General features: G+C 32.7%; 6 protein-coding genes. 1 reads left to right on the top strand and 5 read right to left on the bottom strand.

The genetic code is table 11. From position 1 onward, the window contains the following. Positions 1-642: 642 nt before the first annotated feature. Positions 643-2,883, top strand: a complete 2,241-nt coding sequence (locus EV196_RS17055; RefSeq protein ID WP_132218989.1) for a beta-glucosidase family protein — start codon at positions 643-645, stop codon at positions 2,881-2,883. A 378-nt stretch (positions 2,884-3,261) separates the two neighbouring features. Here EV196_RS17055 and EV196_RS19950 read toward each other — a convergent pair whose 3' ends face one another. From EV196_RS19950 to EV196_RS17035, 5 genes are all read right to left on the bottom strand, one after another. After that, a complete protein-coding gene (locus tag EV196_RS19950; RefSeq protein ID WP_165876190.1) occupies positions 3,262-3,414 on the bottom strand; it encodes a hypothetical protein in 153 nt (50 codons plus the stop codon). Positions 3,415-3,819: 405 nt separating this feature from the next. Then, positions 3,820-5,361, bottom strand: a complete 1,542-nt coding sequence (locus EV196_RS17050) for a RagB/SusD family nutrient uptake outer membrane protein (RefSeq protein ID WP_132218988.1) — start codon at positions 5,359-5,361, stop codon at positions 3,820-3,822. Between the two features lie 16 nt (positions 5,362-5,377). Continuing rightward, entirely contained in the window at positions 5,378-8,431 is a 3,054-nt protein-coding gene (locus EV196_RS17045) for a SusC/RagA family TonB-linked outer membrane protein (protein ID WP_132218987.1), read from the bottom strand. A gap of 647 nt (positions 8,432-9,078) precedes the next feature. After that, a complete protein-coding gene (locus EV196_RS17040; protein WP_132218986.1) occupies positions 9,079-13,248 on the bottom strand; it encodes a hybrid sensor histidine kinase/response regulator transcription factor in 4,170 nt (1,389 codons plus the stop codon). A 340-nt stretch (positions 13,249-13,588) separates the two neighbouring features. Next, positions 13,589-15,199 carry an MFS transporter gene (locus EV196_RS17035; RefSeq protein WP_132218985.1) on the bottom strand — a complete coding sequence of 537 codons (1,611 nt, stop codon included), beginning with the start codon at positions 15,197-15,199 and terminating at the stop codon, positions 13,589-13,591. Between the last annotated feature and the right edge of the window lie 9 nt (positions 15,200-15,208).

Genomic DNA, 15,208 nt, shown 5'->3' with positions numbered 1-15,208 from the left:
AGATGACCAATGCCTAAAGTAAACCGATTTTTACCTTCCAACAGTATTTATTGTTTCTTGTCAAGCTGTTTTTATAAAAAAATGATAATGATGCTTTGCATAAGGTTGTCAATTTTTGATTAACTATTCTTTAAATTTGAAGCTCTTTTAACTTTTCTGGGTTATTAGCTTTAAGCTTTCTCAGTTTTTGTAATTTCCATTTAACAGCAGGAAATCTTTCAAAATCATAAATACTTCAATCCAGTGTCAAGTTGTTAAAACTCAATAAAACCTCTTTATCCTTAGCAATTAAGTTTTGACATATTGCATCAAAGTAATTGTATTCTGATATTCCCAAAATCTTCATATTTAAAAGGTTTTGTGCTCCTTCTTTCAAACTATTGCGATGAAACTTGTTATTGATTAATTAAATGTGGCTGCAACATTTCATTTAACTGCCAATTGCTAATTAAAAGTCAACGCACAAACCCATTTTAAGGATTCTTTATATATTGAGAGGTTCATGCAACAAAAATCTTAATGGTTGCTGTATTTGTTTTATACAAAATGTTTGGTTTTAGGTAATTTTACCTATACGCTTTGGGCACTCAATTAATTTGCTTTTAAAGCATACTCTTTTAATAAACAAAACCAATTACATTTATGAAAATTACTTTTAATGCCAACTATCACGTATCTATTTTTCTAATATGTACTTTTTTCAGTCAAATAGTATTGTACGGACAACAAGATGTTCAAACTTTAAATAGTATTAATAAAACACAACATTCAATATCTGAAGATACTGAGGAAAAAATTGAAGATATACTTAAAAAATTAACTTTAGAAGAAAAAGTAGCCATGTGCCATGCACAATCTAAATTTAGTACGAAAGGTGTTGAAAGATTAGGGATTCCAGAAATTTGGATGAGTGATGGTCCTCATGGGGTAAGAGCAGAAATTAGTTGGGACGATTGGTCTGAAGCAGGTTGGACAAACGACTCCATTACGGCTTTTCCTGCTTTAACTTGTTTGGCTGCATCTTTTAATCCAGAGCTTTCTAGTCAATTTGGTTTCGCTTTAGGCGAGGAAGCAAGATATCGTAAAAAGGATGTGTTGTTAGGTCCAGGTGTAAATATATATAGAACACCACTTAACGGAAGGAATTTTGAATATATGGGTGAAGACCCTTTTTTAGCATCAACCATGGTTGTGCCATATATTAAAGGGGTTCAAGAAAATGGAGTTGCTGCATGTGTTAAACACTACGCATTAAATAACCAAGAGCATAATAGATTCACCATTAATGTTGAAGCTAGCGATAGGGCATTACATGAAATTTACTTACCTGCATTCAAAGCTGCAGTTAAGGATGCTGGAGTATGGTCTATTATGGGTGCTTATAATAAATTTAGAGGACAGCAAACTACACATCATGAGTTGCTCAATAAAATTTTGAAGACAGATTGGGAATTTGATGGCGTAGTAATTAGTGATTGGAATTCAACGCATGATACCATGGAAGCCGCCTTTAATGGCTTGGACATGGAAATGGGAACTGGTACTGATGGTCTTGGTGCAAATATTGCAAATCATTACGATTATTACTTTTTAGCCAATCCATTTCTAAAGAAATTAAAAAGCGGAGAAATCCCAGGATCTGTTGTGGATGATAAAGTTAAAAGAATTTTAAGGTTAATGTACCGAACGAACCTAAGCGCTAATAGACCATTGGGTAAAGCCAATAATGTAGAACATCATGAGGTTGCTAGAAAAGTTGCAACAGAAGGTATCGTATTATTAAAAAATGAAGATAATTTTTTCCCAATAGAAGACAAAAAAGGACTAATAATAGCCGTAATTGGAGAAAACGCTACGCGTTCTATGACTAAAGGTGGTGGTTCGTCAGAGCTTAAACCTAAATTCGAAATTTCTCCTATAGAAGGCATTAAGGCTCGATTTAAAAATGCTACAATATTACATACTATGGGTTACGAATCTGGTGCTTTCAATTATGATAAAGTTTTACCCCCAACCATGAACCAAGATTCTTTAAGACTAGCTGCTGTGGAAACTGCAAAAAAAGCAGATATTGTTTTATTTGTAGGTGGATTAAATAAAAATCATTGGCAAGATTGTGAAAGTGATGACAGACAGCAATTTGGGTTGCCTTTTGGTCAAGAAGAATTGTTAAATGCCATTTATGAAGTAAATAAAAATATTGGATTCATTCTAATAAGTGGAAACGCAGTAGAAATGCCATGGTTAGATAAAGTAAATGCGTTAGTTGAAACTTGGTATTTAGGAAGTATGGCAGGACATAGTATTGCTGATGTAATTAGTGGAGATGTAAATCCTTCAGGTAAACTACCATTTACTTTTCCAGCTAAATTGGAAGATAATTCAGCCCATTCCTTTGGTGAAATATCTTATCCTGGAGTAGATATGACACAACATTATAAAGATGATATATTGGTTGGCTATAGATGGCATGATACAAAAAAAATAATACCACTATATGCTTTTGGTTATGGACTTTCTTATACGTCTTTTAGTTTATCTGAAATTAAGACAGATAAAAAAGAATATACTCAAAAGGACTCTATAAATGTTTCTTGTTTAGTAACAAATACAGGGGCTAAAGAAGGCGCAGAGGTTGTTCAAGTATATATTGGAAAACCAAAATCAAAGGTGAAGCGCGCTTTAAAAGAACTTAAAGGTTATCAGAAAACAAATTTAAAATCTGGAGAAGACTCAATAGTAACTATTAAAATCCCCGTAAACTCTTTAGCGTTTTACGATGAAACTATTTCTGATTGGAACTTAGAAAAAGGTGATTATATAGTTTATGTTGGAAACGCTTCAGATAACATTTCTAAAATGATTACAATAACCGTTAAATAAGGTTTTGAAGTCTTAAAAAACTTATCAGTCTTTTTTTTAAGTTTTTAATTAGAGAATTGATAGAATTTCGTTTGTTGTTTTGTCTTTATAACTGTTTTTTATACTGTACTTAATTTTTTAAGAATTGAAGATAATCATCATTCTTTGCAATAAGTGGGTCTAAATTTCCGTCGTCATAATCATCAACTAAAACCTGATTGATGCTTGAAAATTGAACTTCAATGGGTAGTAACCTGCTTTTCCATAAAAAAGGATCTAATGAACTACCTCAACCCAAGGACATGAACATGAGGTTTCTAAAAAGAAAATCTCTTGTTATTTCGACGCAAAGCGTCGGGGAATTAAACCCAATAAGTTCCTGCATACTCAGGAATATGATTAAACCATCGTTATTAATACCTCTTCAGTAAAAACACCTCCCTTATGTACAAATACAGGAATAGTTAAAATAATTATAGCATCGTTTTCAATTAAAATATTCTTGAAATCAATTCCTGTAGAAATAGCATCTAAATATTTTATCCTTAGCAATAGTATCAGTTTTATTACAACTAGATAAAATGGCTAAAACTATTGTAAAAGTGAAGTATTTTTTAAGCAACACAACATGCGTAAGTTATTGATTCATTTTTTGATTGTCCGTAAAGTATCTTAACTCTGAAAATTGTCCCATTACAATAATATTTTTATAGCATCGGAAAAATAAATATTTGTTTTTAACCTGCGTAAATCTGCGGGGTAAATCTGCAATACACCTTTTTTTATTTCCCGCTGGTTGCGCAGATGTGCGCAGATTTTTTTTATGACAAAAAACGGATATACAATTCTTTTTTTAGGTTAAAATATCATTGTTCCTTAAACAAAAAAACAACGTGTTTTACCACGTTGTTTTAACAATAAACTAAACTAACTCAATAAAACTAAACTAATTTTTAATTAATATCCAGGATTTTGATCAGCTAGAGTTAATTCTGAATTTTTATCTATTTCTGTAATTGGAATAGGGAATAAATCATTTTTAGATGTATATCCTGTTCCAGCTAATTCGGTTGAAGCCTTACCCCAACGCACTAAATCCCAAAAACGTTGACCTTCATGCGCAAACTCTAAGAATTTTTCGTTTACTATGGCGTCAAATAAAGCCGTGCCCGCTAGTGTATCAGAAACATCAGCTAAACCAGCTCTGTTTCTTACTTTATTTAATTCAATTCTTGCCTTATCATCCTGCCCTTCTGCGTTATAAGCTTCAGCAGCTAATAATAATACTTCAGCATATCTAAACACTCTCCAGTTAGTACTATAATTAAGCTCTTTTACACCATCAGCAGATGTATCTGAATTTTTTGTGATATATTTAGTTCTAATTGCACCTTGGTAGTCTTCAATGACGCCTCCCGTTGCTTTAGAAGGGTCTACAGCGCCACCAGCTGCAATTAATTCCGCTTCAGTCATTACTGTTGCTGCTTTTCTATTAACATCGCCAGCGGCATCAAAAGCATTTACTAACTTACTTGTTGGGAGGTTAAAGCCCCAGCCATTTAAGAACCCAGTTCCGGTAAGATCAAAAATACCATCACCACGAGGTCCCATTAATTGTATGTGTGTGTTACTCTCGTTTCTACCTCCCCAAGCAAAGTTACCCCAATCTCTAGCAGAAGTTGAAATATAGCCTATTTCAAATAATGATTCAATACCAAATTCATGATTAACACTCCATACGTCTGCTGGATTAGTTTCTAAATCGTGTGCTGGATTAGAAATGACACTTTCGAAATAAGGAATGGCTTCTAAATTTTTCCCTTGAAATACTAAAACTTTACCCATTAATGCTTGTGCAGTTCCTTTAGAGACTCTAAAGTTATCTGTTATAGCAGATTTATCTGCCAATCCATCAATAGCATCGGTTAAATCGCTTTCTATTTGTACATATATATCGGCTCTAGAGGTTTTAGCAATACCAAAATCTGTAGCTACTGCTGGCACTGTTAACCTTAAAGGAACATCACCAAACATAGTGGTAAGTTCGAAATAGCACCAAGCTCTCAAAAATTTAGCTTCGGCTAAGGCCGATTGCTTATTGCTAAGATCACTATCTTTTATGTTTTCTATAACCAAATTTGATAATGCAATGGTTCTGTAAAATAAATTCCAAACACTAGTAATTGAAGCATTAGAAGAAGATACATTAGCATAGTCATCTATCTCATGTAATTGTGATTGATCATTAGGACCACTTCCTCCGGCACCAGCATCATCTCCTGGAAGTAACTTTACAAAAAAGACACTACTCCAGTCTAGAGTATAATTAAATTGCATTAAATCGTAGATACCAATTATGGCAGTTTCTACATTGGCTTCTTCAAGAAAGTAAGTGTCTAATGCTTCTACATTAGGCTTAGGATTAGTAGTAAATTCATCGTCGCAAGCATATATGCCAAGAAACGAAACAGCTATAAGTGTTAAAAATATTTTTTTCATAATTTATTTTTTTTTGTTAAAATTCTACTGACAATCCAAATAATGCTTTAGCAGCTGTTGGGTAAAACCCTCTGTCTACACCTATTGATTTGAAGTCAAAGTTTCCAATTTCTGGATCAAGACCACTATACTTCGTGAATGTGAAATAGTCATCTAAAGACACATAAAGTCTAAGATTATCTAATTTTAATTTATTAGCCAAATTTTGTGGTAATGTATACCCAAGTTGTATTTGTTTAATTCTCATATAAGATCCATCTTCAACAACTAAATCTGTATCATATGCGCTTATTGCATTGGCTGCAGAAGGAAAGCTTGCATTGTCTCCAGCTTGTTGCCATCTATTGGTATAAAAATGTACAGGTTTATTTGTTATTGGACGTGAAGGTTGATAGAATGTTGCCATAATATCATTACCTATAGTACCTTGAAATTGTAAATTAAAATCGAACGCTTTGTAACCTAAAGCTATATTACCACCAAACAACATATCTGGGTGTGGAGATCCTATCATGGTTTTATCGGCACTGGTAATACCACTAACACCATCGGTATCTACTTTAATTATTTCTCCTGTTGCTGGATCTATACCATTGGTTTTATAACCGTAAAAATACCAAGAAGGAAGCCCTTGGGAAAACCTAGTAACACCATCTGGGTTTTGAGGGGCACTTGCACCCACTAAAGAGGTGCCTTCCGGTACAAAAAGTATTTCTTTTACTTCATTCTTTAAAGTAGATAAATTAGCACTAAAGTTATAAGATAAACCGCCTGTAGTTGTATCGCCATAGCCAAGTTCAAACTCAAAACCTTTATTTTCAATGGTTCCTGAATTAAACTCGTTAGAAACAAATCCCGCAGATCCTGGCGTAATTAATGAACCATCTGAAACTATAGCATCTCTCGTCGTTTTTGTGTAATAATCTATAGAGAATCTTAATTTACTGTTTAACGCTCTTAAATCCATCCCTAAATCTAGTTGCTCTGATGTTTCCCAAACTAAATCAGGATTAGCATAAGCTGTAATTTGAGCCCCCGTAACCCCTTCATAAACAATTTCTTGACCATTTAAAAACGAGGTAACATAAGTTTTATCAGAATTTCCACTTAAGTTCGATTTACTACCATTTTGACCCCAACTTCCTCTAAATTTTAGATAATCAATTTTAGAATCTTGCTTCCAAAAATCTTCTTTAGATAAAACCCAACCTAATGAAACAGCAGGAAAAGTCCCTGTTTTATTTGCTGACGGGAACTTATCAGAAGTATCAGATCTTAAAGAACCTTCAAATAAATATTTACCATCATAATCATAAGATAATCTTCCGAATAGAGACACCATATTATCTGCCGTTGGGTCTACCAGATCAATTTGTTGGTTAAAAGCTGCTAAATCAAAATCGAAACCTGTAAAATCTTCAATAGCTATGGATCCACTTCTTTTTATTATTGTAGAACCATCGGTGTCTTCAGCGGAATAACCTCCTAATAATGCGAAATTATGCTTACCAATAGTCTTATCATAATTTACAAAATTCTCCCATAACCATCTTCTACTTTTTCTATAATTTTGAGACCCCGTATAGGTTGTATTAGCAGCTTCAGAAGATACATAATATGGGTTTATCATGTTTTTTTCATCTGTTTTACCGCTTTCTCTACCATATCTAGTAGTAATATATAACCCTTCAATAACTTTTAGTTTTAAATATGCTGAAAAAATAGATTGATTTTCATCATATGTTGTCTTGTTCATTACATTTGCGAAAGCTACAGGATTTACAAATTCGCCTGTTGAATAGGTTGGGTAACCATAAACGTTACCATTACCATCTCTTAATAAGGGAATGGTTGTAAAAGTACCATCGCCATTATCAATTATTTGATTGTTAAGAACACTTTGTGGAACATCACTTTCATTTGCATATGTTACTGGAGTTAATGGATCCAGTGCTATCGCATTTTGAATAACACCTCTTGTGTCGCTGTTTTCTTGAATTCCTAATCTATCAGAAAGCGAGTAAGTAGCGTTATAACCTACTTCTATAAAATCTGTTATTTCGCTTTTTAAATTAATCCTGAAGGTTTTTCGCTTAAAAGAAGAATTCTCTTTACCAACAATACCATCTTGTTTTATACTCCCAAAAGACCCATAATATGATAATTTTTTATCGCCACCAGATATATTTAAATCATAACGTGTAATTGGCGCACTTTCAAATATAGCGTCTAACCAATTCGTATTCACTCCGTTATCTACTACCGAACTAATTCCTGCTTCGTTCATATATTCAACAAACTGTGAAGAATTCATCAATTCCATATCTGTTTTAACAAATTGGGTACCTAGCTGTGTACTAAATCCAACTTTAACGCCTCCATTACTGCTACGGCCCGCTTTAGTTGTTATAATAACAACTCCATTGGCTCCTTCTGTACCATAAATTGCAGCAGAAGCAGCATCTTTTAAAATTTCGATATTCGCAATATCACCAGGGGCTATAGTTGATATATTTGACACCTTCATACCATCAACAATATATAAAGGATCTGAATTTCCACTTGAACCTGCACCACGAATACGTATTTGAGCACCTTGACCAGGGGAACCTGATGAAGAAGAAACTGTTACACCCGATGTTCTACCTTGTAAAACTTGTTCTACACGTTGATTTGATGAACTTTTTATTTGTTTAGAATCAATACTAGAAATAGCTCCAGTTACTAAACTCTTCTGTTTAGAACCATATCCAACCACCACTACTTCATCTAGAAGTGCTGCATCTTCTTGAAGTAATACGTTAATTGATGCTTGCCCTGTATAGTTAACCTCTTGGGTTAAATAGCCAACATACGAAAAGACTAAAACGCTTCCTTTGCTAACGCTTATATCAAATTTCCCGTCAAAATCTGTAACGGTTCCAGTCGTTGTTCCTTTAACCAGTACATTTACACCAGGAACTGGCCCTGATTTATCGGAAACAGTACCCGATACCGATTGTGCATACATAATACTCCCTAGTAGTAAAAATACTGGAAGCACTAATTTTTTTAATAATCTGTTTTTCATAAAATTTAGTTTAGAATTAGTACTTAATTAGTTTTTAAGGTTATTAATTAATGAACTTAGATATTGAGGAGTCTTTTTAAAAAATGAATACGACAAGAAATACTAATAGTGCAATAACTAAAACCATTAGAAGTATCTCTACAACTTTATTCCATTTTAATGACTTCAGTTTCATATTTCACAAATGTTAAATAAATATTAAATTATACATATAACTAATAGTGCAAGTATTGGTGAATTTGAAGCAATTTTATGTTTAAGTGAGTGCCGTGCAACATTTGATATATATGATGCGACATTTTTTATAGTTACCATTACGCTAAGATTTACAGCTCTTTAGGTAATTTCCAAATTAGAATATATGACAGGTTTGTTCTTGGCTAATAATTTTAATCTTTAAAAAAATCTAGCTAAATTTTCTAATTATATGCTAAGGTAATTGTATGAATTTATAATGTAAATTTTTATAAAAAAATGCCCAGATGCTTGTATAGAGGTTTTCGACGAAATTGTCATTCCTGTTAAATCGTAAGATTCATGAATTGATTATTATAAAAATAGCATCAAATGAATAAAACGGGAATCCAAATAACAGTTCCGAAAGCTTTCGGGACTATTATTTTAAGAAATATTGATTTTTAAAGTCGTTAAGATTTTGACTCAACTTCTGTAGGCAATATTCCAAAATAGCCTTTAAAACATTTTGTAAAATATGAGGGTGAAGAAAAGCCTACTTTGTAACAAACTTCGCTAATATTAGTATTTCCTTTTTCAATAATTTGTTTTGCCTTTTGAAGTCTGATGTTTCTTAAAAACTCATTAGCCGTTTGGTTTGTGAGTGCCTTAATTTTTCTGTAAAATTGACTTCTACTTAAATTTAATTGCGAAGCAAGTAATTCTACATTTAAATCTGGATCACCAATATTAGCGTTAATATAGTTTAAAACTTTCTCTATAAATTCTTTATCTAAAGAAGTGGTGCTAATATTTGCTGGAATATCGGTAATAAGGCTAAAGTATTTATTGAAAATCAATTGCCTGCTTGTTATTAGTTGTGATAAACGCAACCTCAACAACCTCATATCAAAAGGTTTTACCATATAAGCATCTGCTCCTAATTCAATACCTTCCATTCTATCATCAATTTGAGATTTAGCAGTAAGCATTAACAACGGAATATGACTTGTGCTGATATCAGTCTTTATTTTTTTACAAAAATCGAAGCCATTCATTTCTGGCATTACAACATCGGTAATTATTATATCAGGAAGCGATTCTTTTGCTATTTCTAATCCCTTTTTTCCATTCTCGGCTGTTAAAACCTTGTATTCATTTCCAATCTCATTTTTTAAATAATCCCTAAGTTCTGCATTATCTTCTACGACCAGCAAGGTGTATTTAGGACTGCTTTGATTTTCACTGCTATTTTTTTCTTCTGCTTCTATTGAAGAATTTGTAGGGGTAAATGATTCGTTTTTAAATTGTTGCTCTATCTTTTCTGTTGCTATTTCACTCTCATTAAAATGCGATTTTCCAGCAGGTAATATAATTTTGAATGTGCTTCCTTTTCCAACCTCACTTTCTACTTCAATTTTACCTTTATGCAGATTAACAAATTCTCTAACCACCTCTAAACCAATACCAGTGCCACCATAGTATCCTTTATTTAAGTTTTCAGCTTGGTAAAATCGTTCAAAAATTCTTTCTACTTCTTCTTTTGCAATTCCTACACCAGTATCTGAAATACTAATTTCAACCACCTTAATTGGTTCTGTTTCGTTTACTAAAGGTAATATATATAGCTTGTCTGTAGATTGGAGATCAACATTAATAGTACCTCCTTTTGGGGTTGTTTTTATGGCATTTGATAAAATATTGAAAATAATTTTTTCTAACATTTTTTCATCACCCCATACAGTAATATCTGTTAGGTCCGCATCTAGGTTAAGGTCTATATCATTGGTTAATGCTTCTTCTTTAAAATAACTTAAAACGTTTTTGGTAAAGTCCACTAAATTTAATTGCCTTGCACTAACTCTTGTTTTATTTAGCTCTAGTTTTCTAAAATCTAAAAGTTCATTTATTAATCTATAAAGCCTATCTGTGTTTTTGTGTATAATATTATGTTTTTCTTTTACCCTATAAGGAAGGTTTAAACTATCATCTCTAATAATATCGTTAAGAGGATTCATTATTAATGTAAGAGGTGTTCTAAATTCATGAGATATGTTGGTAAAAAACTGAAACTTTTTCTCGTTTAATGCCTTTTCTTGTAATCTCATATTTTGTTCAAGGGCAATTTCTTGTTTTTTATTGAGCCTTATTTGTGCCATTCTATTTAATAAATAGAATCCCAAAAGCAATAATACAATGTAAAAAAACAAGGCTTCGTTAGTTTTCCACCAAGGTGGCAAAACGGTTATCTTTAAACTTAATGGTATTTCTGTCCATTTACCATCACTATTTGCCGCCTTTAATTTAAAAGTATAGTTTCCATGTTTTAAGTTTGTATATGTGGCACTTTTTAAACTGCCAACATAATTCCAAGATTTTTCTAGGCCCTCTAAGTAATAAGCATATTGGTTCAATTCTGGTCGCGTATAATTAACACCTATATATTCAATGGTAAAGACAGATTGAGTATGATCTAAAGTAAGATTTTTAGTTTCTCCAATAACACTAATAAGCGGAGAACTTTTTTGATTAGGAAAAACATCTTCATTAAATAATTTAAATCTTGTTAAATATAATGATGGCAACGTTGCGTTAACACTAATTTTTGAAGGATCAAAATAATCAATGCCAAGATAATTTCCGAAATAAATATTCCCTTGATGATCTTTAAAATTAGCATTTGCGTTAAAATCGTTTGAAAGCAGTCCATCATCTTTTGTAAACCTTGTAAAACTGTTGGCAGCAATATCAAATCTCGTAATACCAGAATGGGTACTAAGCCAAATATCTCCTTTTAAATCTTCAATAATACCAGTTATATTTATGGCTTCAAGTCCATTTAATGTATTATACCATGTAAACGTATCGGCATCAGGATTGTATTTACATAAACCGGCACCTCTTGTTCCAATCCAAATTAAGCCATCACTACCTTCGTAAAGAGCCAAAACATGATTAGCGGTAGCATAATTATTGAATTCTTTAGCCATTCTAAGTGCCATAGAAACAATAGAAAAGTTGCCGTCTTTTAATTTTTTAATTTTAAACAAGCCTTTATCTGTAGTAGCAACCCACAAATTATCTTTTCTGTCAATCAATACTTTTCTTGCATAACTATCTTGTATTCCATTTTTTAAAAAAGGCTGTGATTTGTGATGCGTGAATTTATTTGTGCTTGGATTATAGGAGTGTACGCCTTTATCCCAACTTGCAAACCAAATGGTACCTTCTGAATCTTCATCGATGCTTATTACGTTATCAGAAGTTAAATCTCCATTTGTGTTTTTTATAGTAAAATTGACAAAGTTTTTAGATCCTTTTTTTAATAGAAATAAGCCCTTGTTCCAACTTCCTGCCCAAATATTTTGATTACTATCTATAAATAATGATTCAATGTAATCGTTAATTAAGCCCGAAAACACCTTGTTTGCTGATGAATTAATATGGGTAAACTGATTTGATTTCGGGTTAAAAACATCAATACCACCCCCATCTAAACCAACCCAAAAATTATCCGATTGGTCTTTTGTAATGGCTGTAACAGACCCAATCTGTAAAGAATTAGAGTTGTTGTGTAAACTTTCTATATGATTGAATTTATCATATAATTTATCATAGACACCAATTCCTGCATTATAATAGCTAAGCCAAATGCGTTCGTTACGATCTAAAAATAAACACCAAATGGAGTTAGCTACGATGCCCTTAACGTCTGTTTTATTAGCTAAATAATGATTGATAATTTGACCATCAGCGTTTAAATGAAATAACCCATCATTTTCAGTACTACTCATTAACGTTCCGTCTGATAATTTAATAATAGACATTATACGATTTTCAGAAACTGCAAAATGATCTAGGCTTTTAAATTCATTTTCTTTATTGCTGATCTTATTTATTTTAAATAATCCATCAGTCATCGTTCCAACCCATAAATTATTATTAGCTATTAATAAACTTTGAATGGGGTGGTAAATGGACTCAATACCTTTTTTTGTTTTAAACTTTGATAATTTAAGCGTATTTGTTTTTGTATCAAATTCTTTTAAACCCCGATCGGTTCCAGCATATATCTTTCCATTAGAGACTGATCGAAGCGAATGTATCGATATAGTTTCCTGCGTATTAGATCCCTGACTTACTATCTTTTCAATTTTAAAATTATCCAAATTCATCTTGAATAATCCATGTTCATAAGTGCCTACAAATAAATTGCCCTTATTATCCTCCGCTAAACTTCTAACAGCAATGTTTGCTCTATGGTCTCCAAATCCAGAAAACGATATTCGCTTGAATTTATCTTTCTTGTGGTCGTATAGATTAAGACCCATTTCTGTGCCAAACCACAATCTGTTTTTATGGTCTTTATAGGAGCAGTAAATATTGTTATTACTTAATGATGTGACATCGTTTAACTTATTTTTATAAGAGGTATAATTAATCCCATCAAATCTATTTAAACCTGCGCCATTGGTTCCCATCCACATAAAACCATATTGGTCTTGAATCATGGTATAAGCACCAATCTTAGAAACATTCTCTTTTATGTTAACAAATTGATATTTTTGTTTGGTTTCTTGAGACCAAGTAATGGTGCTAACTAGAAATAAATAGCCCACAAAAAAATAAAATATTGGTTTCATAAAATAAAAATATTTGGCATTGCAACCTAACTTAGTTAAAATTACAACTTTTAAACCTTATTAAATCATAAATGTTTTTAGACTTCCCAAATAGCTTTAATTTCTTATAGAGATTTCTTTTTGTTTCCGGGCAGAGTCACCATACAAGCTTTACACAATGTTGTAAAAACGTTTTGGTTCATTTATCCAATGGGTTTAAACCCTTGTAAATAAAAATTGCTAAAAATAATATACTTTGAGTAGGAAAGACATCCTAAAGAACTTCTCCAAAACAAATGATTCTATTTTTTTTCATAAATATTTAAGCTTCTTTTTTTAAAAATTTAGGTTTACCCTTTTTTTAATCAGTAATTAAGGCTGCGGCTTCAAGTCGTCGTTGTTCTAAATCGGACGTTATCTCACTCATTTTTTTCTTTGTTAGCGGGTAAAGCAGCATTATTCCAGCTCCAATAGCCGCAACAATACCAGGTACCCAACTCATTAGCATTTTTATGCCAGGAATGGCTCCTTCGATAGTAGTTGCGTCCTGACCATTATAGTGGAAGGCACCTAGAATTAATCCAATGATAGCGCCAGCAATACCTCCACCAAATTTAGTTGCAGTAGATCCTGCAGAGTAAATAAGCCCTGTAGCTCTGCGGTTATTTTTCCATTCTGAATAATCTGCAGCATCACCTAACATTACAAAGAATAAGCTAGAAAAGAAAGCTCCTATAAGTTCTGAAAGCAGACCAATTGTAAAAATGGCAACAACAGCGGTTGAATCGCAAAATATTAGAAGTGATATAACAGCTCCTGAAATAAGCAAAGAATAAATAAACATGTTACGTTTTCCATATTTATTACTTAGTGGAGTCATCAAAATCGCACCTACAATAGAGACCAACATTAAGCCTACAAGATAGGATGCGGCCAATAATTGATTGTGTATATAATGAGCAAAATATATAATGATAATACCTTGTTTGATGGCGTTATAAGAGCTTGAAAATAATCCAGTAATAAGCAATATCCACCATGGCCTATTGGTCATCAAATCCTTAAAATCCTGTTTTAAATTAGTTTCCTGGCCTTTAAGTGGTAGTACGCGTTCTCTAGTTGTATAAAAGGTAACAAACATTAAAAGCGCAAGCACAACAGACATGATACGCATAGAATAGCTATAACCTCTTTTTTGATCAATGATCCTCAAGTTATCAGAAGTTAAATTAGGTTCGCCTGCTACTATAAAGGAATACGTTTCTCCTGCTTCCATGTTGAAGCTCTTACCAACAGTAGGTGTATTTTCCAAATTACGGTCATCGTTCCATTTAAAAGTGGCGATTCCATCTTCAGTTTTTATGTTAACATTCTCTACATCTCTTGTGGCAGCAATTTCAACTTGATACGTGTTGTTCTCCAATTTTGAGATCGCTATTGAAGGATCTACATTTCCGAAATAGGCAATAAGAAAGAGTAGTGCTCCCTGAACAAGAATCCCTCCTCCAAAGGCACCTACCATTCTATACGCCCCAATACTAGTACGTTCTTTGTCATCACTAGACATAACTGCCATCAACGCACCATAAGGTATGTTATTGGCGGTGTACATAAGGGTAAAAAAGAGGTAAGAGATATAAGCATAAATAATTTTTCCAGAGTTACTAAAGTCTGGACTAGAAAAAAGTAGCACTAAACTTATCGCCAAAGGAATGGCGGTCCAAAGAATCCATGGTCGAAATTTACCATACTTTGATTTGGTGCGATCGCCAATAAGCCCCATCGCTATATCACTGATACCATCGCTTAAACGCGCTGCGAAAAACAGCACACCTACGGTCACAGGATCTAAACCAAAAACGTCGGTGTAGAATATGAACAAAAACGTCCCTACGCCTCTCCAGCCAATATTAGCTGCTGCATCTCCTAATCCGTAACCTATTTTCTCCTTAATCGAAACTTTATTGCTCATAATTGTATC

It is taken from the genome of Mariniflexile fucanivorans (assembly GCF_004341235.1).
GTDB classification, from domain to species: domain Bacteria; phylum Bacteroidota; class Bacteroidia; order Flavobacteriales; family Flavobacteriaceae; genus Mariniflexile; species Mariniflexile fucanivorans.
The sequence above is the reverse complement of the archived record's forward strand: the minus strand, read 5'-3'. Positions and strand labels throughout refer to the sequence as shown.